21 protein-coding genes are annotated in these 20,052 nt (G+C 64.1%); 15 read left to right on the top strand and 6 right to left on the bottom strand.

From position 1 onward, the window contains the following. The first annotated feature begins 116 nt into the window (after positions 1-116). Genes pheS through ihfA form a run of 3 tightly spaced genes read left to right on the top strand, consistent with a single transcriptional unit; the run spans position 117 to position 3,896 of the window. The gene (gene pheS / locus K7I12_RS01550; protein WP_231662781.1) at positions 117-1,136 is read left to right on the top strand and encodes a phenylalanine--tRNA ligase subunit alpha; all 1,020 of its coding nucleotides are present in this window, start codon (positions 117-119) and stop codon (positions 1,134-1,136) included. Positions 1,137-1,162: 26 nt separating this feature from the next. After that, positions 1,163-3,562 (top strand): phenylalanine--tRNA ligase subunit beta, encoded by a 2,400-nt coding sequence (gene pheT, locus K7I12_RS01545; protein WP_231662780.1) that lies wholly within the window; start codon positions 1,163-1,165, stop codon positions 3,560-3,562. A gap of 28 nt (positions 3,563-3,590) precedes the next feature. Continuing rightward, the gene (gene ihfA, locus K7I12_RS01540) at positions 3,591-3,896 is read left to right on the top strand and encodes an integration host factor subunit alpha (RefSeq protein ID WP_031383412.1); all 306 of its coding nucleotides are present in this window, start codon (positions 3,591-3,593) and stop codon (positions 3,894-3,896) included. 140 nt (positions 3,897-4,036) lie between these two features. Here the strand turns inward: ihfA and K7I12_RS01535 are convergent, their stop codons facing one another. Then, positions 4,037-4,348: an SCP2 sterol-binding domain-containing protein gene (locus K7I12_RS01535; protein WP_031383413.1), complete on the bottom strand. Its 312-nt coding sequence runs from the start codon at positions 4,346-4,348 to the stop codon at positions 4,037-4,039. 131 nt (positions 4,349-4,479) lie between these two features. Between K7I12_RS01535 and sohB the strand changes: the two genes are divergently transcribed. After that, complete coding sequence (gene sohB, locus K7I12_RS01530) at positions 4,480-5,505, top strand: protease SohB (RefSeq protein WP_231662779.1); 1,026 nt, start codon at positions 4,480-4,482, stop codon at positions 5,503-5,505. Between the two features lies 1 nt (position 5,506). Here the strand turns inward: sohB and K7I12_RS01525 are convergent, their stop codons facing one another. Then, positions 5,507-5,824 carry an ArsR/SmtB family transcription factor gene (locus K7I12_RS01525; RefSeq protein WP_231662778.1) on the bottom strand — a complete coding sequence of 106 codons (318 nt, stop codon included), beginning with the start codon at positions 5,822-5,824 and terminating at the stop codon, positions 5,507-5,509. A gap of 407 nt (positions 5,825-6,231) precedes the next feature. Between K7I12_RS01525 and K7I12_RS01520 the strand changes: the two genes are divergently transcribed. The 3 genes from K7I12_RS01520 (at position 6,232) to K7I12_RS01510 (ending at position 9,174) form a co-directional block, all read left to right on the top strand. Further along, positions 6,232-8,145 (top strand): propionyl-CoA synthetase, encoded by a 1,914-nt coding sequence (locus K7I12_RS01520; protein ID WP_231662777.1) that lies wholly within the window; start codon positions 6,232-6,234, stop codon positions 8,143-8,145. 167 nt (positions 8,146-8,312) lie between these two features. After that, entirely contained in the window at positions 8,313-8,777 is a 465-nt protein-coding gene (locus K7I12_RS01515; protein WP_231662776.1) for a flavodoxin, read from the top strand. 16 nt (positions 8,778-8,793) lie between these two features. Continuing rightward, the gene (locus K7I12_RS01510; RefSeq protein ID WP_231662774.1) at positions 8,794-9,174 is read left to right on the top strand and encodes a hypothetical protein; all 381 of its coding nucleotides are present in this window, start codon (positions 8,794-8,796) and stop codon (positions 9,172-9,174) included. 259 nt (positions 9,175-9,433) lie between these two features. On the opposite strand, the gene ppnN is transcribed toward K7I12_RS01510, so the two are convergent. After that, positions 9,434-10,798 carry a nucleotide 5'-monophosphate nucleosidase PpnN gene (gene ppnN, locus K7I12_RS01505; protein WP_269438527.1) on the bottom strand — a complete coding sequence of 455 codons (1,365 nt, stop codon included), beginning with the start codon at positions 10,796-10,798 and terminating at the stop codon, positions 9,434-9,436. Positions 10,799-11,184: 386 nt separating this feature from the next. Between ppnN and K7I12_RS01500 the strand changes: the two genes are divergently transcribed. After that, on the top strand, positions 11,185-12,102 hold the full coding sequence (locus K7I12_RS01500) for a LysR family transcriptional regulator (RefSeq protein ID WP_031383421.1): 918 nt from the start codon (positions 11,185-11,187) through the stop codon (positions 12,100-12,102). Between the two features lie 93 nt (positions 12,103-12,195). Here K7I12_RS01500 and K7I12_RS01495 read toward each other — a convergent pair whose 3' ends face one another. Beyond that, entirely contained in the window at positions 12,196-12,366 is a 171-nt protein-coding gene (locus K7I12_RS01495) for a hypothetical protein (protein WP_160171091.1), read from the bottom strand. A gap of 363 nt (positions 12,367-12,729) precedes the next feature. Here K7I12_RS01495 and K7I12_RS01490 point away from each other — a divergent pair, with 363 nt between their 5' ends. The 7 genes from K7I12_RS01490 to K7I12_RS01460 all read left to right on the top strand — a co-directional run bounded on the left by K7I12_RS01490 (position 12,730) and on the right by K7I12_RS01460 (position 18,897). Then, positions 12,730-13,935 (top strand): ABC transporter substrate-binding protein, encoded by a 1,206-nt coding sequence (locus tag K7I12_RS01490; RefSeq protein WP_231662773.1) that lies wholly within the window; start codon positions 12,730-12,732, stop codon positions 13,933-13,935. Then, on the top strand, positions 13,932-15,644 hold the full coding sequence (locus K7I12_RS01485) for an ABC transporter permease (RefSeq protein ID WP_231662772.1): 1,713 nt from the start codon (positions 13,932-13,934) through the stop codon (positions 15,642-15,644). The genes K7I12_RS01490 and K7I12_RS01485 overlap by 4 nt, the downstream gene beginning before the upstream one ends. Before the next feature lie 16 nt (positions 15,645-15,660). Further along, positions 15,661-16,293, top strand: a complete 633-nt coding sequence (locus K7I12_RS01480; protein WP_031383424.1) for an ATP-binding cassette domain-containing protein — start codon at positions 15,661-15,663, stop codon at positions 16,291-16,293. An 83-nt stretch (positions 16,294-16,376) separates the two neighbouring features. After that, complete coding sequence (locus K7I12_RS01475) at positions 16,377-17,000, top strand: DUF3047 domain-containing protein (RefSeq protein WP_231662771.1); 624 nt, start codon at positions 16,377-16,379, stop codon at positions 16,998-17,000. 165 nt (positions 17,001-17,165) lie between these two features. Beyond that, positions 17,166-17,774 carry a sigma-70 family RNA polymerase sigma factor gene (locus tag K7I12_RS01470; RefSeq protein WP_051907417.1) on the top strand — a complete coding sequence of 203 codons (609 nt, stop codon included), beginning with the start codon at positions 17,166-17,168 and terminating at the stop codon, positions 17,772-17,774. Continuing rightward, on the top strand, positions 17,771-17,989 hold the full coding sequence (locus tag K7I12_RS01465; protein ID WP_035575196.1) for a zf-HC2 domain-containing protein: 219 nt from the start codon (positions 17,771-17,773) through the stop codon (positions 17,987-17,989). Before K7I12_RS01470 ends, K7I12_RS01465 begins: the two co-directional genes overlap by 4 nt. Continuing rightward, positions 17,986-18,897, top strand: a complete 912-nt coding sequence (locus K7I12_RS01460) for an AraC family transcriptional regulator (protein ID WP_084173407.1) — start codon at positions 17,986-17,988, stop codon at positions 18,895-18,897. The genes K7I12_RS01465 and K7I12_RS01460 overlap by 4 nt, the downstream gene beginning before the upstream one ends. On the opposite strand, the gene K7I12_RS01455 is transcribed toward K7I12_RS01460, so the two are convergent. Next, positions 18,887-19,189: an EthD family reductase gene (locus K7I12_RS01455; RefSeq protein ID WP_031383428.1), complete on the bottom strand. Its 303-nt coding sequence runs from the start codon at positions 19,187-19,189 to the stop codon at positions 18,887-18,889. The genes K7I12_RS01460 and K7I12_RS01455 overlap by 11 nt on opposite strands. Before the next feature lie 100 nt (positions 19,190-19,289). Continuing rightward, positions 19,290-19,958, bottom strand: coding sequence for a haloacid dehalogenase type II (locus K7I12_RS01450; protein WP_031383429.1), 669 nt, complete (start codon positions 19,956-19,958; stop codon positions 19,290-19,292). Positions 19,959-20,052: the final 94 nt, after the last annotated feature.

The raw sequence follows: 20,052 nt of genomic DNA, 5'->3' as shown, positions 1-20,052 counted from the left end.
GCCGCAAGCTTCGTCGACAGCATCGTGAACGCCGCAGGGGAAGAGCAGCCGCTCTTCCCCTGTTTTTTTGGACCCGGATGCCAGGGTCCCGGGATTCAGGATTCGGAGCGTAACGGATGGACCATTTACCGACGGTGGTCGCCGAGGCTCGTCAGGCCATTCAGGCTGCCGAGAGCGTCGCCTCTCTGGACGAGGTACGGGTGAAATATCTCGGCAAGAAGGGCGAGATCACGGCGCTGCTCAAGGGGCTCGGCAAGTTGCCAGCCGAGGAGCGCCCCCAGGCGGGCGAGCGAATCAACCAGGCGAAGCAGGCGCTCAGTCGCGAGCTTGAGGCGCGACGCGGCGATCTCGAGCGGGCGGCACTGAACGAGCGGCTGGCCGCCGAGCGTGTCGACGTGACGCTGCCCGGCCGGGGCCAGTCCCAGGGTGGATTGCATCCGGTGACGCGCACCCTTGAGCGCATCGAGGGGCTGTTCACGCGGATCGGCTTCGATGTCGCGGTGGGGCCCGAGATCGAGGACGACTACCACAACTTCGAAGCCCTCAACATTCCCGCCCATCACCCGGCGCGCGGCATGGCGGATACCTTCTACTTCGATGCCACGCGGCTGCTGCGCACCCATACCTCGCCGGTCCAGGTGCGCACCATGGAGCATCAGGCGCCGCCGATCCGCATCGTCTGTCCGGGGCGGGTCTATCGCAGCGACTCGGATCTGACCCACACGCCGATGTTCCATCAGGTCGAAGGCCTGCTGGTCGACGAGGACGTCAGCTTCGCTGATCTCAAGGGCACCATCGAGGACTTCCTGCATGCCTTCTTCGAGCGCGACGATCTCTCGGTACGCTTCCGCCCCTCGTACTTTCCCTTCACCGAGCCCTCCGCCGAGGTCGATATCCAGTGCGTGATGTGCAGCGGCGAGGGTTGCCGGGTCTGCTCGCACAGCGGTTGGATCGAGATACTGGGCTGCGGGATGGTTCACCCCGAAGTGTTCCGTCATTCGGGCATCGACACCGAGCGTTACCAGGGCTTCGCCTTCGGCATGGGCGCCGAGCGCCTGGCGATGCTGCGCTACGGCGTCAATGATCTGCGGCTGTTCTTCGAGAACGACCTGCGCTTTCTGCGCCAGTTCGCCTGAGCGAATCAAGGAGACGGGATTCCAAGATGAAATTTTCAGAACAGTGGTTGCGCGAGTGGGTCTCGCCGGCGCTCGCGACCCAGGCGCTGGCCGAGCAGGTGACCATGGCGGGGCTCGAGGTGGACGCCGTGGAGCGGGTCGCCGCGGTATTCAGCGGTGTCGTGGTGGCCGAAGTGCTGAGCCGCGAGCCCCATCCGGACGCCGACAAATTGAGCGTATGCCGGGTCGACGACGGTTCCGCGGAGCCCGTTCAGGTGGTTTGCGGGGCGCCCAATGTCGCCGTCGGCCAGAAGGTGGCCTTCGCCCGTGTCGGCGCCGTGTTGCCCGACGATACCAAGGCTGATGGCTTCAAGATCAAGAAGGCCAAGCTGCGCGGCGTCGAGTCGCGCGGCATGATCTGCTCCGCCTCGGAGCTGGGCCTCGCTGAGGAAACTTCGCCGGGCATCCTCGAACTGCCGCTCGACGCGCCTGGCGGCGTGGATTTACGCGACTGGATGGGCCTTGAGGATGCCACCATCGAGGTCGACCTGACGCCCAATCGCGGCGATTGCCTGAGTCTCAAGGGCCTGGCCCGCGAGGTTGGAGTGCTCAATCGCCTGGCTGTCGTGGAGCCCGCCGTGTCGGCGCAGGCCGCCGTGCACGATGCGAGCTTTCCGGTGCATGTCAGTGCGGTCGAGGCCTGCCCGCGCTATGTGGGGCGGATCGTCAGGAACGTCGACGTCAATGCCACGACCCCCTTGTGGATGGTCGAGCGGCTGCGCCGTAGCGGCGTGCGCGCCATCAGTCCGCTGGTCGACATCACCAATTACGTGATGCTCGAACTGGGTCAGCCGATGCATGCCTTCGACCTGGCCAATCTCGAGCAGGCGATCGAGGTGCGTTACGCCCGCGAAGGGGAAACCCTGGTGCTGCTCGACGGCCAGCGGATTGCGCTGCGCAGCGATACGCTGATCATTGCCGATGCCGAGAAGCCGCTGGCCATGGCCGGGGTGATGGGCGGCGAGTGCTCGGGGGTCAGTGATGCCACCCGCGACGTGTTTCTCGAAGCGGCCTTCTTCACGCCGCTGGCGGTGGCCGGGCAGGCGCGCTCCTACGGGCTGCACACCGATGCGTCGCATCGTTTCGAGCGGGGCGTCGATCCGGCACTGACTCGCCAGGCCATCGAGCGCGCCACGCAACTGCTGCTGGCGATTGCCGGCGGCGAGCCGGGTCCGTTGAGCGAGACGGCAAGCCCGGATCATCTGCCCGCTGAGCAGCATATCCTGCTGCGTGCCGCGCGCCTCGAGCAATGCCTGAGCATGCCGCTGCCCGGCGAGGAAGTGATCGATATTCTCACCCGGCTGGGCATGCAGGTGAGTGCACAGGGCGATACGAGCTGGCGGGTCGGCGTGCCCAGCTGGCGCTTCGACGTGGCGATCGAGGAGGACCTGATCGAGGAGCTGGCGCGGATCCACGGTTACAACCGCCTGCCGGTGCGTCGTCCGGCGGCGCGCCTGTCGCTTCAGGCCGATGACGAAGCGCGCCAGCCACTGTCGCGCTTGCGCCGTCAACTGGTGGCGCGAGGCTACCAGGAAGCGATCAGCTACAGCTTCGTCGCGCCTGAGTTGCAAGCTTTGCTGGCGCCTGGTGTCGAGGCCCCGCGCCTGGCCAACCCGATCTCCAGCGACATGGCGGTGATGCGGGCCAGCTTGCTGCCGGGCCTGCTCAAGGCGTTGATGCACAATCTCAACCGCCAGCAGCAGCGGGTCCGGTTGTTCGAGTCGGGGTTGGTGTTCAGAGGCGATCTCGATTCGCTGGAACAGACCGCCATGCTGGGAGGGCTGGTTTGCGGGCCGCGCGATCCCGAGGGCTGGGCCGCGCGCCGCGATGACGTCGATTTCTTCGATCTCAAGGGCGACCTGGAAAGCCTGCTGGCGATGGGTGGCAATCGCGACGCGTGGCGTTTCGAGCCCGCCGAGCATCCGGCGCTGCATCCGGGGCAGACCGCCGCGGTGTTGCATCTGGGCCAGCGTGTCGGCTGGATCGGTGCCCTGCATCCCGCGGTACGTGCCGAGCTGGGCCTGAAGAGCGACCCGCTGGTGTTCGAAATCGAGCTGGATCGTCTGGTGCGTGGCCGGTTGCCGCGTTTCGCTGCGCTGTCGCGCTATCCCGAAGTGCGTCGCGACCTGGCGCTGGTGGTCGACGAGTCGGTGGCCGTGCAGGCGCTTCTCGACACGTTGCGCGATCAAGCCGGCGAATGGCTGACGGATCTGCATCTGTTCGATGTCTATCAGGGCGCCGGTATCGCCGAGGGTTACAAGAGCGTCGCTTTGGGCTTGACCTGGCAGCATCCTTCGCGCACGCTGAATGACGAAGAAATCAATCAGTTAGTCGAGGCGATCGTCGCCGAATCCAGGCAGCGTTTGGGTGCCGAGCTGCGCGGCTGAACGTCGTCATCCAGCACGAGGAGAGACCATGGCTGCATTGACCAAGGCGGAACTGGCTGAACATTTGCATACTGAGCTCGGCGTTTCGAAGCGCGAAGCCAAGACCCTGGTCGAGGCGTTCTTCGAAGAAATCCGCGGCTGCCTGCGCGAGAACGAGCAGGTCAAGCTGTCGGGCTTCGGCAATTTCGACCTGCGCGACAAGCGCGAGCGTCCGGGACGCAATCCCAAGACCGGCGAAGAGATCCCGATTTCAGCCCGCCGCGTGGTTACTTTTCGCCCCGGGCAGAAATTGAAGGCCCGGGTCGAGGCCTTCGACGGACCCGCGCCGCAGTGATGCCAACCGGTAAACGGCTGACATGTGAATGCAAAGGCCCCGCTTGGAAAGCGGGGCCTTTGCATTGTTGCACTCTCTTCGCCGGGGCCGTTGTGGGTGGCTATAGTTGATGACAGCTTGAGTTCGCGATGGCTTGAAGCTCAGGGGAACAGCTGATTCAGCTTGGTCGCCAGCATCAAGTTGCCGCTGGCCTTGAGGCGCCCGGACATGAAGGCCTGCATGCCATTGAGCTCCCCGCTCAGAACGCCCTTGAGCGTATCGCTATCGGTGGAGAGCGACACCGAAGGGTCGTCGTGTTCACCTGACTGAATGTCCAGCGTACCGTCGTCGACGGTCATGAAATAGTCGTCGGCATCGGCGATATGAAACTGAAAGGTCTCGTGCATGCCCTTGGCGGCTTGCGGGTCGAAGCGAGACTTGAGATTGTCGATTACCTGAGTGGTGTCGCTCATGGTGTTTTCTGCAGCCTATGAACCGTGAAGGTTCCGAGCTTATTTTGAACAGGCGTTTGAATCAAGCGTTGCCCTTGGCCGGCCGAACGAAAGGCCCCACGGATTTACAACTCGCATCGAGGAGAAGCAGGGTGAGTCAATGGTTTGCCGAATACGGCTTGTTCCTGGCCCAACTGGTCACGCTGGGCGTGATGATCCTGGCGGTGCTGGCCATCGCCGGTCGTGCCAAGGCCGGCCAGGCGCGCAGCCAGCTGCGCATCGAGGAACTCGACAAGCGCTATCGCGCGCGGCAGCGACAGCTGCGCCTGGTCGGCCTCGACAAGAAGCGTCGCAAGGCGGCACTCAAGGCGTTCAAGCGCGACGACAAGCGTCGCGACAAGCGGGATGGCGCGAAACGACCAACGCTTTGGGTGCTTGATTTCCATGGCGACATCAAGGCGTCGGGGACGGCACGGCTTGCCGAGGAAGTTTCGCTGATCCTCGGCGTCATCGACGAACGCGATGAGGTCGCCATACGCCTGGAGTCGCCCGGCGGGCTGGTGCATGCCTATGGACTGGCCGCCGCCCAGCTCGACCGGCTGCGCGATGCGGGCGTGTCGACGACGGTCTGCATCGACAAGGTGGCGGCCAGCGGCGGCTACATGATGGCGTGTTGCGCCGATCGACTGCGTGCGGCGCCGTTCGCGGTGCTGGGCTCGATCGGCGTGGTCGCGCAGCTGCCCAATATCCACCGTCTGCTCAAGCGCCACGATGTCGATGTCGAGCTGCTTACCGCCGGGCGCTACAAGCGTACGCTGACGGTGCTCGGGGAAAATACCGAGGAGGGACGCGAGAAGTTCATCGAGGAGCTTGAGAGCACCCACGCGCTGTTCAAGCGTTTCGTTGCCGAGCGTCGCCAGGGGCTCGACATCGACGCCATCGCCACCGGCGAGACCTGGTACGGCAGTCAGGCGGTGGACAAGGGGCTGATCGATGCGGTGGGAACCAGCGAGGCTTACCTGCTCGAGCGCATGAACGACGCGCGGGTCGTCACGGTGAGTCTCGAAAAGCGCCGTCGCCTAACCGAACGCCTGGGACGCGCCGTGTCACTGGGCATCGAGGACGGACTGCAGCGAATCTACGAGGCGCTTGAGGCGAGCGGATGGCAACGCCGTTGAGCTAGTCGAGATACAGCGCGCCCAGGGTGTCGATCAGTTTCTCCGCTTCGCGGCCCTGCAGCGAATAGTAGATGGTCTGCGAGGCGCGACGCGTGGTTACCAGCCCTACGCGGCGCAGTATGGCCAGATGCTGGGACAGCGCCGACTGGCTCAGCGACAGGCGCGCATTGAGCTCGGACACCGAGAGTTCTCCGCTGTCGAGCAGGCACAGGATGCGCAGACGATTTTCGTTGGCGACCGCCTTGAGCAGGTTGGTCGACGCTTGGATGGCATCGTTGGGGGCGTTCAGCAGTCGTGAAGCGGGTGGGCGGCTACTCATGTTTCGTCTCCTGTGGCCGGCGCGTCCTGCGCCGTGTCCATTTCCCCGCTGCCGATGGATGCGTGCATCGCAGGCTTTCGAAACCGCCGCGGGTGACGTGAGAGGTAACGCAACAAGTCTGCCTCTCTTACTGATTTAGTGAAACTTCAACAACCACGCAAATTTGCCGTGATAGCGCGGCAAACGCTAATTAAGCGTCACGAGGGTGGGCGACATGATTGCGTGCACCGATTGTCGACAAAGCCCTGTCGGTGGTGCTCAGGAAAAGTCGGCGACAGATTTTCCGGTCGACTAGCCGATGGTATGACGGGAAAACGCGCTTAAATGCTCTAGAGTTGTGTCGACAACTCATCGTGAGCCACCGCGATCGATGAAGCCCTCGATCATCCTTAAATGGCAGGCATTTCATGAGCGCATACCGGACTGAATACCAGCGATCGATCGAGCAGCCCGCAACATTCTGGGCTGAGCAGGCGCAGCGTATTCCCTGGTTCCGCCAGCCCAGTGAAATCCTCGGCTTTGACAGGCAAGGGCATGCGCGCTGGTATGGCGACGGCGAAATGAATACCTGCCATGTGGCGCTCGACCATCACGTCGCCGAGGGGCGCGGCGACCAGCCCGCCATCCACTGGGACTCGCCGGTGACCGGCGGCAAGCGTACGCTGAGCTACCGGGAATTGCGCGACGAAGTGGCGCTGTTCGCCGGCGGGCTGGCCTCGCTGGGTGTGGTCAAGGGCGATCGGGTGGTGATCTACATGCCGATGGTCCCCGAGGCGCTGATCGCCATGTTCGCCTGTGCCCGGCTGGGCGCCGTGCATTCGGTGGTGTTCGGCGGATTCGCGGCGCATGAGCTCGCCGTACGCATCGAGGACGCCGAGCCACGGGTGATCATCGCCGCTTCCTGCGGCGTCGAGGTGGACCGGGTCATCGCCTACAAGCCGATCGTCGACGAGGCGCTGGCGCGTAGCCGCCATCGCCCCGAGGCCTGCGTGATCCTGCAGCGCGATTCGCTGCATGCGCAGCTCAATGACCGCGATCACGACTGGCAGGCGCTGGTGGCGACTGCTTCACCCGCCGATTGCGTCGCCGTCAATGCCTGCGATCCGCTGTACATCCTGTACACCTCGGGAACCACCGGCAAGCCCAAGGGCGTGGTGCGCGATAATGGCGGGCATGCGGTGGCGCTGCACTACTCGATGGAGCGCGTCTATGGCATGACGCCCGGCGAGGTGTTCTTCTCGGCCTCGGACGTCGGCTGGGTCGTCGGCCACTCCTACATCGTCTACGCTCCGCTGATCTACGGCTGCACCACGCTGGTCTACGAGGGCAAGCCGGTACGGACCCCCGATGCCGGGGCTTTCTGGCGCCTGATCGAGGAGTACCGAGCGCGGGCCTTCTTTACCGCGCCGACCGCCTTTCGCGCGATCAAGAAGGAAGATCCCGATGGCCGGCGGTTGGAGGGGCATGACATTTCTTGCCTGAGGACGCTGTTCCTGGCCGGCGAACGGCTCGATCCGCCGACCTTCCATTGGCTGGAGGACCTGTTGTCGGTGCCGATCGTCGATCACTGGTGGCAGACCGAGACCGGCTGGCCGATCGTTGCCAATCTGCAGGGTCTGGAGCCGATGCCGGCCAAGGCCGGCTCGGCGACGCTGCCGGTCCCCGGGTTCGATGTGGCCGTGTTGAACGCCCAGGGCGAGCCGGCCGCCATCGGCGAGCAGGGTAGCGTGGCGATTCGCGAGCCGATGCCGCCGGGCTGTCTGGCGGGGATATGGCGCGATCCGCAGCGCTTTCAGCGTGCCTACATGGCGGCTTTCCCGGGCTACTACCTGAGCGGCGATGGCGGCTATTTCGACGAAGATGGCTATCTGTTCATCATGGGGCGCAGCGATGACGTCATCAATGTCGCCGGGCACCGCCTGTCCACCGGCGAGATGGAGGAGGTCGTCGGCTCGCACGCCGCGGTGGCCGAGTGTGCGGTGATCGGCATCCAGGACGCGTTGAAAGGGCAGGTGCCGATCGCCCTGGTGATCCCCAAGGATGGCTTCGAGGGCGACGTGACCACGCTCGAGCGAGAACTGGTCGCCCTGGTGCGCGAGCGGATCGGGGCCATTGCCAGCCTGCGTCAGGCCTTGGTGGTCTCGCGGTTGCCCAAGACCCGCTCGGGCAAGATCCTGCGCAAGCTATTGCGCAACATCGCCGATGGCGAGTCCTACGGCGTTCCCTCGACCATCGACGACCCGGCCAGCCTGCAGGATGTCCACCAGGCGATGGTCGCGAGCGAGGTGGGCACCGCGCATCGCGCGCAGCAGAGCGGTTAGGCGCCGGAGGGTTTGCAGGGCTATCGCCGTTAGCGTTTCGCTCGGGGCTTATCCCCGGCGCCCCTCGTCAGTTCAACTGCGATTGCCCTGGGTGGGGCTGGCGAGAAACTGCGCGAGCGGCGCTTACGTGCTAATATCCGGGCAAATTTTCCAAGCAAGTCCTGCCCATGCCCACGCTCAAGATCATTGTCGGCACCGTCTACGGCGGCGCCCTGGATGTCGCCGAACAGGTCAAGCCGCTCTTCGAGCAGGCCGGCTATGAGGTTTCGATCCTCGAACAGCCGACGCTCGCCGACATTACCGTTCAAGCCGCCGGCCTGACCCTGTTCTGCGTCTCGACGACCGGCAGCGGCGATTATCCCGGCGGCATTACGCCGTTCGCCCGCGCGATCAACGAGCAGCATCCTATGCTCGGCGAGCTGCGTTACGGACTGATCGCGTTGGGTGACAGCTCCTATGGCGACACCTTCTGTGGCGGCGGGCGCAGTCTCGATGCGCTGCTCGAGGACCACGGCGCTCAGCGCATCGGCGAGCGACTCGAGGTCGATGCCATGGAAACCTTCATGGCCGACGATGCCGCCGTGCCCTGGGTCGAGGCGTGGATCGACGAAAACGGTCTGCGCGGCGAATGACGACGGGGTGCCAGCAATGACGACTCGCGTCATGACCGCCGAACGGGTCAGCATCCTCGTCGGCATCCTGATCGCCATGCTGACGACCTTGCTGCGCTATGTCGCCAACGGCGTGGCGCAAGATCGCTTGATCCTGTTGTGCATCGCCGCCGTGGTGGTCCTGGGGGTCGCCGTGGCCTCCTGGCGATTGCTCGACGCCGGCGCGCGCCAGCGCTTGCCGGCGTTGCTGGGGCGGATGGGCGTGGCCATGCTCTCGAGCCTGCTGGTGGTCGCCGTATGGCAGGGCCTCCAGGGCGGGATGGCCAATCTCGACGGCCTGGCCGTGCTCTCGCACGGCACGGCGCTGGGGCTGCTGATTCATGCCCTGGCGTCGGGCTGGCGCCGCAAGCGTGCCTGATCGCTCGTTGGGTCATTCATCAAGACCGGCCGCTGGCGACCGGTTTTTGCATTGAGGCGACAAAGCGCTCAGAAAAGGCCGCGATTTGCGGCTTCCTAGCAGTCTGTCGGATTTGACCGATCGTCGCGAGAAAAGCGGATTTCGAGACAAGTTGATCGATCTGATGAGGCGAATAGCGCGCTATTTAACGAATCAGAGCGAATGAAATTGGCCGAAAGCCCGGGTTTCGCAGCAGATCAGCGTTAAGTCCGACAGGCTGCTAGCCCAGCGTGTAGCAAGGAACGTAGTGACTGCCGGGCAGCTTCATGCGCCCCTGGGCAACGAACGAGCTGAGCAGGGCATCCAGCCGCGCCATCAATTCGGCCTCGGCGTGCAGCCGGAAAGGACCGTGTGCCTCGATGGCGCGAATGCCGGGTTCCTTGACGTTGCCGGCGACGATGCCCGAAAACGCCCGGCGCAGATTGGCGGCGAGTTCATGGATCGGCTGGTCGTGATGGAGCTGCAGGGCGGCCATGGCCTCGTGGGTGGGCTCGAAGGGCTGCTGGAAGCCGGGTTGTACGTTGAGGCGCCAGTTGTAGTAGAAGGCGTCGTTGTGCGCGCGACGGAATTCGGTGACCTCGTCGATTCCCTCGCGCATGGCGCGAGCCACCTTGGCCGGGTCGTCGATGATGATGCGATAGCGCTGGCAGACCTCATCACCCAGCGTATAGCGCAGGAATTCATCAATGCGCTTGAAGTAGTCGGCGGCGCTCGGCGGGCCGCTGAAGATGACCGGGAACGGCGTGTCGGCGTTCTCCGGGTGCAACAGGATGCCCAGCAGGTAGAGCGCTTCCTCGGCGGTGCCCACGCCGCCGGGAAAGATGATGATGCCATGACCGACGCGCACGAACGCCTCGAGCCGCTTCTCGATGTCGGGCATCACCACCAGTTCGTTGACGATCGGGTTGGGCGACTCGGCGGCGATGATCCCGGGCTCGGAAATGCCCAGGTAGCGGCCATGCCTGCGACGTTGCTTGGCGTGCGCGACGTTGGCGCCCTTCATGGGGCCCTTCATGGCGCCGGGGCCGCAGCCGGTGCAGATATCCAGATCGCGCAGTCCCAGATGATAGCCGACATCCTTGGTGTAGTCGTACTCCTCGCGCGAGATCGAGTGGCCGCCCCAGCACACCACCAGGCTGGGCTCGCGGGACGGCTTGAGCGTGCCGGCGTTGCGCAGGATATGAAAGACCGCGTTGGTGGTGCCGTCGCCGGTCGTCAGGTCGAAGCGCGAGTGCTGCTGGATCTCGTTGAAGACATACACGATGTCGCGCAGGATCGCCGACAGGTGTTCGCGGATACCGCGGATCATGCGGCCGTCGACGAACGCCTCGGCGGGGGCATTGGTGAGCTTGAGGCGGATGCCGCGATCCTGCTGCAGCACCTCGATATCGAAATCGCGATAGGCTTCCATTACCGCCAGCCCATCGTCGGTCGGCGAGCCGCAGTTGAGCACCGCCAGGGCGCAGCGGCGCAACAGATCGTGAAGGCCGTTGGCCGACGTGTCGCGCAGGCGGTTGACCTCCTGCTGAGACAGCACCTCGAGGCTGCCTTCCGGGGAAATCGTGGTTGAAATCGTTTCCGGCATTAGCGGTTCCTTGTCATGCCTGCAATACAGGTCGCGACGCATACGGCGTCGTTCCATGAATGAAAGTTACATACGGGCGCGGTCAGCGACGTCCCGCTCCATTGACCATCGTACTGGCTCGAGCATCTCGGCGAGCGTCGAGATGCGAGCCGGTCGCGACAGCGGTTTTTACCTGAGCGTAGTTCTTGCGTAGTCCTTGCATAGCGCCTGTCGAACGATGCTAACACGCCGCTATCCCGGCCGCAGCGCTGCGCCGTGGGGCCATTCTTTGCTAAGATAGCGCCCGGCATGTCATCTGACGGCAACGAGGCCCGGGGTGCGCCCGTGTCGAGCCGTTGCCTGGCGCGCTGTGGTCAATGAAATTCCAGCGAGTGGTCGCCCGTTCCATGTTCAATGCCCAGTATTTCCGTACGTTCATAACCCTGGTCGAAACCGGCAGCTTCACGCATACGGCACGGCGACTCGAGATGACCCAGCCCGGGGTCAGTCAGCACATTCGCAAGCTGGAGAACTATCTCGACAAGTCGCTGATCAATCGCTATGGGCGTCGCTTTACGCTTACCGAGGCCGGCCGGCGGGCTTACGATTACTCAGTTCGGCTGTTCGCCGAGCACGAACATTTTCGCCACTCGCTGGATGACGAGTCGCTGGATTCGGGCGATTGTCGCGTCGCCTCGCCGGGCAGCATCGGACTGTTGTTCTATCCGTTCATTCTCGGTTATCAGCAGATGCATCCCGGGCTCACCGTCAGCTACAGTTTCGCCTTCAACGACGAGATCATCCAGGACGTGGTGGCCGGCCGCTACGACCTGGGTATCGTCACCGAGGTGTTCAAGCACCCCGACCTGAAATTCGAGCCCTGGCATCAGGAGCCGCTGTGCCTGGTGGTGCCGGCCGATTTTACCGGTACCTCGCTGCAGGAGCTGATGGCGCTGGGCTTCATGAACTACTCGGACGGCATCAACTATGCCGGCCAGCTGCTGCGCGCCAATTTCGCCGGCGAGTTTCGCTCGATGAGTCACTTTCCGCGCCAGGGGCATACCAACGAGGTCGCCATGGTGCTCGACGCCGTCGCGCGCGGGCTGGGTTTCACCGTGGTCTCGCGGCCGGTGCTGGAGACCTCGCCCTGGCAGCGCCAGGTCAAGGCGTTGACGCTGCCGCATCAGGCCTACGAGTCGCTGTACATCGTCACCCAGGCGGGTACCGAGACGCCGAAGCGATACATGCAATTGCTCGACGATTTCCGCGAGGAGCGGCGAAACACGCTGTACGGGCTGGTCGAGGAGCCGGGATTCGATATCTGAAGGACGACGAGCGCAAGCCGGCCTGCAAAAGCCGCTGAAGACCGAACCGAGCTCATCGTATGACAGCCTGTGGCCGGCATTCGGTTTGCGTCTTCAAGACGTTTGTCGGGTAGCTGCCTCGGCGATGTCGGCGAAGATCGTATCCAGCCTGGCGGCGATGTCGGACAGTGACTCGGCCTCGCCGGGGGTCTCCAGGCCCGCGATATAGGGCGAAAAGATCGCACTGGGCTGCTCGCTGTGCGGCGGTCTGGGTGGGGCCCACATCGGTCACGATGCCCATGTTGTTGGCGGCAATCGCGCTCTTCAGCCGGCTCAGCAATGTCGCGTAGCTCTGTTGCGTTGGCATGACCTGCCAGCCGTCCGCCGGCCATCGCGTCTGCGCCATGCCGGGCGAGACCCCATTATCAGCATCAGAGCAAGGGCCCAGCGCAGGGCGCGCTTGTGGATGTCTCTCATGACTGCATCTCATGGAGTGGCGAAAATGTGCGTTGCCAGTGACGCAACGCCGAAGGGTGTACGCCGAACGTGTTCGTAGGGCGCGGCGTATTGGGCGGATGGGAGATTGCCCACGAAGAACGAATGTCGCTGCGCCACGACCAAGACGGTGATCAATCGAGGGAGAGAGGCATGACGTATTCGCGAGGCTTGCTGGTGGCGGTGTTGTCGCTGTTGCCGACCATGGGCCAGGCCTACGAGTTGTCGGATTGGGATTCGGTGACCGCGGCCGCCCGGGGGCAGACCGTGTACTGGAACGCCTGGGGCGGCGATCCGCGCGCCAATGCCTATATCGATTGGGTCGCCGAGCAGGTCGGCGAGCGTTACGGCATCGATCTCGAGCACGTCAAAGTGGGCGATACCGGCGAGGCGGTGACCCGCGTGCTGGCCGAGAAGGCGGCGGATAACGAAGACCGAGGTGCGCTCGACCTGATCTGGCTCAACGGCGAGAACTTCGCCGCCATGAAGGAAAATGACCTGCTCTATGGTCCCTGGGCCGAGCGACTGCCCAATTTCTCGCTGACCGCCCCCGAGCAGAACCCCGAAGTGCGCGAGGACTTCACCTTGCCGGTCGAGGGCTACGAAGCGCCCTGGGGGCGTGCACAGCTCACCTTCTATTACGACAGTGGGCGTGTCGACGCGCCGCCGCGCAGCATTCCCGCATTGCTCGACTGGGCCCAGGCGCACCCGGGGCGCTTCACCTATCCGCAGCCGCCGGCCTTTCTGGGCACGACCTTCCTCAAGCAGGCGTTGCTGGCCTTGACCGAGCAGCGCGAGGCGCTCTATGCGCCGGTCGGCGAAGCCGATTTCGAGGCCGTCACCGCGCCGCTATGGGACTACCTGGACCGCTTGCAGCCTTATCTATGGCGCGAGGGCGAACGCTTCCCCTCGGGCGGGCCTCAGATGCGCCAGTTGATGGGTGACGGGGCGCTGAGCCTGGCGTTCACCTTCACCCCCACGGCGCCGGCTGCCGGGGTGCTCGATTATCAACTACCGCCGACCACGCGCAGCTATATTCTCGACGGCGGCACGCTGGGCAACGTGCATTTCGTCGCCATTCCCTTCAATGCCCAGCACAAGGCCGGCGCGCTGACGATCGCCAACTTCCTGCTCTCGCCGGAGGCCCAGGCCCGCAAGCAGGATCTTGCGCTGTGGGGCGATGCCACGGTGCTGGACATGTCGCGCCTGAGCCCCGATCAGCGTGAGGCGTTCACCCGCGATGGCCGGGCTGCCGAGAGCCTGCCGCCGCCGTCGCTGGGCAAGACGCTGCGCGAACCCCATCCCTCCTGGATCGAGCCCCTCGAGCAGGCCTGGCGGCAGCGTTACGGCGCGCAATGACATCGGCCGTTGCCTACCGGCTCGTCCTCGGGGTGCTGCCCTGGCTGACCATCGCCTTGCTCAGCGTGCCGGTGGCCGCCGGTACGCTGGGCGCGCTGGCGCCAGCCTTCGGCTGGCTGCCGGTACTCGGCGGTGAACACCTGACCCTGGTCCCCTGGCGGCAGCTCTTCGCGGTACCGGGCCTCGCCGACATGGCGCGGCTCAGCCTGGTGACCGGGTTGGCCAGCACGGCGCTGTCGCTGGTCCTGGTGGTGCTATTTTTGGGCAGCTTCCTGGGCACGCCGCTGTATCGGCGCATTCAGCGCTGGCTGTCGCCGTTGCTGGCGGTGCCTCACGCGGCGGCGGCGATCGGCCTGGCGTTCCTGCTGACCCCATCGGGGTGGGTGGTGCGTGGCTTCTCGCCCTGGCTGAGCGGCTGGGCCTACCCACCGGATTATGCGTTTCCCGGCGATGCCTGGGGGCTGTCGCTAATCTTGGGCTTGATCATCAAGGAGGTTCCCTTCCTGCTGCTGATGAGCCTGGCAGCCCTGGTGCAGTGCCAGGCCGGCGAGCGCCTGCGCGTGGCACGCAGTCTGGGCTATCGTCCGCTGACGGCCTTTCTCAAGGGTGTCATGCCCGGGCTCTATCCCTTGCTGCGGTTGCCCGTCTATGCGGTGATCGCCTTTGCCACCTCGACGGTGGACGTGGCCATGATCCTGGGCCCCACGACGCCTTCGACGCTTGCGGTGTCGGTGGTCGGCTGGCTCAACGACCCCGCGCTGTCGATGCGCTTCATGGCCTCGGCGGGGGCGATGCTGCAACTGCTGCTGACGCTGGCTGCCTTGTTGATCTGGTGGTCGTTGGAGCGATTGGTGGCACGCATAAGCCGGGGCTGGTGCCGGGACGGGCGGCGCCACTGCGGCGAGCGCTGGCTGGGCAGCATCGCCTGGCTGGCCATGCGCACGGTGCTGGGCCTGATGATGTCCGCCCTGGCGGGGCTGGCGCTGTGGTCGGTGGCCGGGTACTGGCCGTTCCCGCAGTTCCTGCCCTGGCCGCCGACCGTGCATAACTGGCTGAACGCGGCCGATGACCTGATCGCCCCGGTGTGGCAAACGCTCGGCGTCGCGCTCACCGCGACCCTCGTCTCGGTGGTGATGGTGCTGGGCGCGTTGGAGGCGGAGACCCAGCGCCGTCGGCCGATGCGCCCCTGGGCGCAACGGATTCTGTACCTGCCGCTGCTGGTGCCATCGGTGGCCTTCCTGTTCGGGCTGGTCATGATCCAGGCGCAAGTCGGCGTCCGGCCCGGCTTGGGCGCGGTCATCATCGGGCATGCGGTGTTCGTGCTGCCCTACGTCTTTCTGTCCCTGGCGGAAAGCTATCGGCGCCTGGACCCGCGCTGGAGCCATCAGGCACGCAGCCTCGGTGCCGGGCCATGGCGGGTCTTCTTGCGCGTGCGCCTGCCGTTGTTGCTGGCGCCGATCCTGACCGCGGCGGCGGTGGGCTTCGCGGTGAGCGTCGGCCAGTACCTGCCTACCATTTTGCTGGGCGCCGGGCGCGTGGTTACGGTGACCACCGAGGCGGTCAGCCTGGCCAGCGGCGGGGACCGGCGGCTGACCGCCATCTACGCCCTGGTCCAGTTGTTGCTGCCGGCCTTGGGGTTTTTGCTGGCGATGCGGGTGCCGCGCTATGTGTTTCGACGGCGGCGCGGTCTGCTGCCAGGTGCCGATTGATGAAAGGATGCATGCCATGGCGTCATTGATGCTCGACGACATCGTCATCGAACAGGGCCAGCAGCGCCTGCTGAGTCTGGACACCACGGTCGCCCCCGGTGAGGTGCTGACCGTCATGGGGCCCTCCGGTGTGGGCAAGTCCACCTTGCTGGCGTTCATCGCGGGATTCCTGAACCCGGCCTTCCAGGCGCGGGGACGCGTGATGCTCGATGAGACACGCATCGATACGCTGCCCGCCGAGCGGCGTCGTGTGGGGGTGCTGTTTCAGGATCCGCTGCTGTTTCCGCATCTCGACGTCGGGGGCAACCTGGCCTTCGGCATGGCGCGCGAAGGCACGCGTCGGCAACGCCGTGAGCGCATTCATGAGGCCTTGTTGTCGGTGGGTCTGGAGGCGTTCGCAGGGCGCGACCCGGCGACGCTGTCCGGCGGGCAGAAGGCGCGGGTCGCGCTGTTGCGGGTGCTGTTGTCGCAGCCGCGCGCGATCCTGCTCGACGAGCCGTTCTCCAAGCTGGACGCCGAGCGGCGCGGCGAGATTCGTCACTGGGTCTTCGAGCGCGTGCGCGATCACCGGCTCCCCACGCTGATGGTGACCCACGACGAGGCCGACGCCCGGGCGGCCGACGGGCGTATCGTGAGGTTGACCGAATGAGGTGTCGCAATGGGACGTATCGACCAGGAGGGACGCACATGATGACGTATCACTGGGTTTTTCGGGCGCTTGTCCTGGGGAGCATGACGCTCTCGACAAGCGCCGTGGCCGCTGAAATCGATTTCTCCGCCCGGGACATGGTGTCCTGGTCGACGCGCTCCTTCGAGGGGCAGACGCGTTACGCGGTGGTTCGCGACGGCGGCGTCGAGGTGCTCGAGGCAAACGCGCGGGGCCAGGCCTCCGCCAAGTACCTGGAGCGCGAGATCGACCTGAGCGAGACCCCTTACCTGCGCTGGTGCTGGAAGGTGAATGCCCGTTATGCGGGGCTCGACGAGCGTACCCGGGCCGGTGACGACTACCCCGCCCGGCTCTACGTGGCGCGCAAGACGGGGCTGCTGCCGTGGCAGGTGCAATCGGTGAACTACGTATGGTCCTCCAATCAGGCCGCCGGGGCACGCTGGCCGAATGCCTTCACCGACCGGGCGATGCTGCTGGCCCTTCAGGGAAAACGCTCGCCGCTCGGCGAGTGGCGGGCGGAAGTGCGCGACGTGAGCGCCGATTTCAAGACGCTGTTCGGCGATGCCGCGAACACGATCGACGGCGTGGCGCTGATGAGCGATGGCGACAACGCGGGCGGCGACGCCACCGCCTGGTATTACGGCGTCGGCTTCTCCGACTCGCCGGCGCCCCCGGATTGTCCGGGGTGAATCAGAGCAGAGATAGCGTCATGCTGACACGGGATGTCGACACGCCACGCGATCTCGAACGCTGGCGCATGCTGGACGCTAGGGTATCGATGCGGGTTTGGGCGGATGGTGGATGACACGTTTTATTGCCATGATGGGCGATGCTCATCGAAGGGGAAGCGCATCATGGCAGCAAGACCCGATTCGTCATCTGACGCGGGATCTCTCGGCGAGCGTCAACGTCGCCTGGCGGCGGTACGGCCGCGGCTACTGGCTTTCGCGCGTCTGCAATTGCGCGATGCCTCCGAGGCAGACGATGTCGTGCAGGAGGCTCTGATCACCGCCGTCGAGAAAAATGACAGTTTCGAAGGAAAATCCGGTTACGAGACCTGGGTCTTTGGGATTCTGAAACACAAGATTCTCGATGCACTGCGTGCCCAGAAGCGCCGGGGACAATGGCAGTCCTGGGACGATGACGGCGTCGAGGAGGCCATCGAACGGCAATTTCAGGACACCGGCAGGTGGACGAGAATGGCGCGCCCCAGGTCCTGGGGCGATCCCGAGAGCACGCTTGCCAGCGAGCGGTTCTGGCAGGTGTTCGATAGCTGCATGATCGCGCTGCCCGATAATATTGCCAGGGTCTTCACGCTGCGCGAACTCATGGGGCTCTCCACGCGTCAGATTTGCGAAGAGGTCGGTATCCAGGAAAACAACTGCTGGGTCGTCCTGCATCGCGGCCGCCTGTTGTTGCGCGCGTGTCTGGAAAAGGGCTGGCTGGCGGAGGCCGACTCATGAAAATGCTGATGTGCCGAGAGGCCACGCGGCTGATGTCGAAGCGTTTGGATGTGCCGTTGGGCATTCAGGAAAAAATGGCGCTGAAATTTCACCTAGCCATGTGCGGGGCCTGCAAGCAATGCAATAAGCAGTTTCAATTGATGCACGATGCAGGACGCGTCCTGGAACATCAGACCCCGACAACGCCCTTCGATCTGGGTGGCGATTCTCGATGACACACCGCGAAACACGAGAAGACGTTGCCCGGGATCCACTGACGGCACTCCTGAAACCCATCTTCATGGGGAGTGATTTTTACCATGTCGCCAAGCAATGCGGCGATTGGCTGCTGTCGCATGAACATGCCGTCGCCCCGAGCTTTCATCTGGTGACCGAGGGGCAGTGTCGTCTTGCCTGGCATGACGGGGGCGAGGAGCATTTGCAGGCCGGCGACTTGGCGTTCTTTCCCGGTGATACGCCGCACCAACTTACACCCCAGGGCGTGCCCGCCGATACGCCGACGCAGGTGGTAACGCTACGCAGTTCACGACCGGGCGTGGGATTGATCTGCGGCCATTTTCGCTTCGTGCATGACGTCCCCCCGGCCTGGTTCGGCGCGTTGCCGCGTATCGTGCGTATTCCCCGGCAGGCGCGTGGGCAAACGTTTCAACATGCGGTCGAGGCCTTTGCCCAGGAGTTGTCCAACGGCAATGCGCCCGGACACGCCCCGGTGACGAATGCCTTGGCCAATGCCCTGTTGATCCTGATGCTGCGCCACTGTCTGGAGACGCAGCTGCTCGATCACCGTCACCTGATGGCGTTTCTGGACGCCCCTATTAGCCGTGCACTCAAGTTGTTGCATGAAGATCCGAGACGCGACTGGACGCTGCACGAACTGGCCCGTGCCGTGGGGCTTTCCCGTTCGAGTTTCAGTGAACGTTTCCATCGCGTCGTGGGGATGACCGTGGTGCGCTATCAAGGACGGCTGCGCATGATATTGGCGGACCAGGCCCTCGCCAACGGCGAGAGCATCGTGGGAGCCATGCTGGCCAGCGGCTATCGCTCGGAATCCACCTTTCGCAAGGCCTACAAGCGGATCAGGGGCGAGCCGCCCTCACGTCTTAAAACGCACGCTACGGAGTGACCACCTCGCTGACCTGCAACACCGGTTCCACATTGGTGAAGTGGGGAACGTCGTCCATGAGCTGCTGCCCCACGGCGTCAAAAGCCGACTCGAAAGCCTCCGCCGAATCGAATCCCAGATGAGCCATCAAGTGGTAGGGAGACGCGGCATCGGTACCGCGATGAATTCTCGCATAACGCAGGACGTGTTCGCCTAGTTTTTCCTCGACAAGAGGAACATGTTTTTCCAGGTAGTACTGATCATCGAAGGTAAGATCATTCTGGTTGGGATACGCTACCATGACGTCGATCATTGTCGTCTCCAGGGAATAGACAAGAATTGAGGGAGTGTTCTCGTTCAGTCGTGTGGTGACTCTACACCTTACATGTCGCTTCACTCTTTCAGTCACGGCTTTACGTTTTAACGTCTGCCATCAGTTGCTGGCTCAGCGTCGTGAGTGAATCGGCTTGCCAGTCCGGCTCGAAGAGTTGTGTGTCGATTACTTTTCCGGGGCGAGCGATGAACCCGGTCCTATATCCCGCGCTGGCGGCGCCGATAAGGTCCCAGCCATGAGCCGCGATCATGACCAGCTCACGCGGTGATACCTGCCAGTGATCGGCAACATATTGGTACGCGATTGGGCTTGGCTTGTAGGTCTCTACGGAATCGACGCTTAGCACGGCGTCGAAAAGGTCTCTCAATCCGGCGTTTTCCAACTGACACTGCACGGCGTCGAGGGTGCCGTTGGTCAGAGCGGTCAATTGATAGCCTGCAGTGCGAAGCTTGGTGAGGGCAGGCGCTGCATCGGGGTGCGGTGGCAAGGTGACCAGTATGTCAATGAGCTGGCGCTGGTGGTCGTCGCTAATGTCGACACCATGACGCAAACCGGTTTGCCGCAAGGCACTTTTCGCGAGCAATCCGAAGGGAAAGTAGCGACCGGAAAGGGTGGTCGTCATCCATGCCCCTTCCAGGGTCAGGAACCACTCGCCACGCACGGCCGCATTGCCAAACATCTTCTCGAAAAGTGGCGTCAATGCTGCGGTATCGAGCAACGTCTCATTGATATCGAATACCAGGATCATGTGTGTTTTCCGCTATCAGGTAAAAGGCCCATCACTCAAGCATGCGTGGCCGTGCTCCGCAGCGATTTTGGCTTGATAGTGTACGCTGCGACAT

The sequence above is a fragment of the Halomonas sp. IOP_31 genome (assembly GCF_021151495.1).
Taxonomy (GTDB): domain Bacteria; phylum Pseudomonadota; class Gammaproteobacteria; order Pseudomonadales; family Halomonadaceae; genus Modicisalibacter; species Modicisalibacter zincidurans.
Note: the sequence above shows the minus strand (reverse complement) of the source record. Positions and strands in the feature narration are given on the sequence as shown.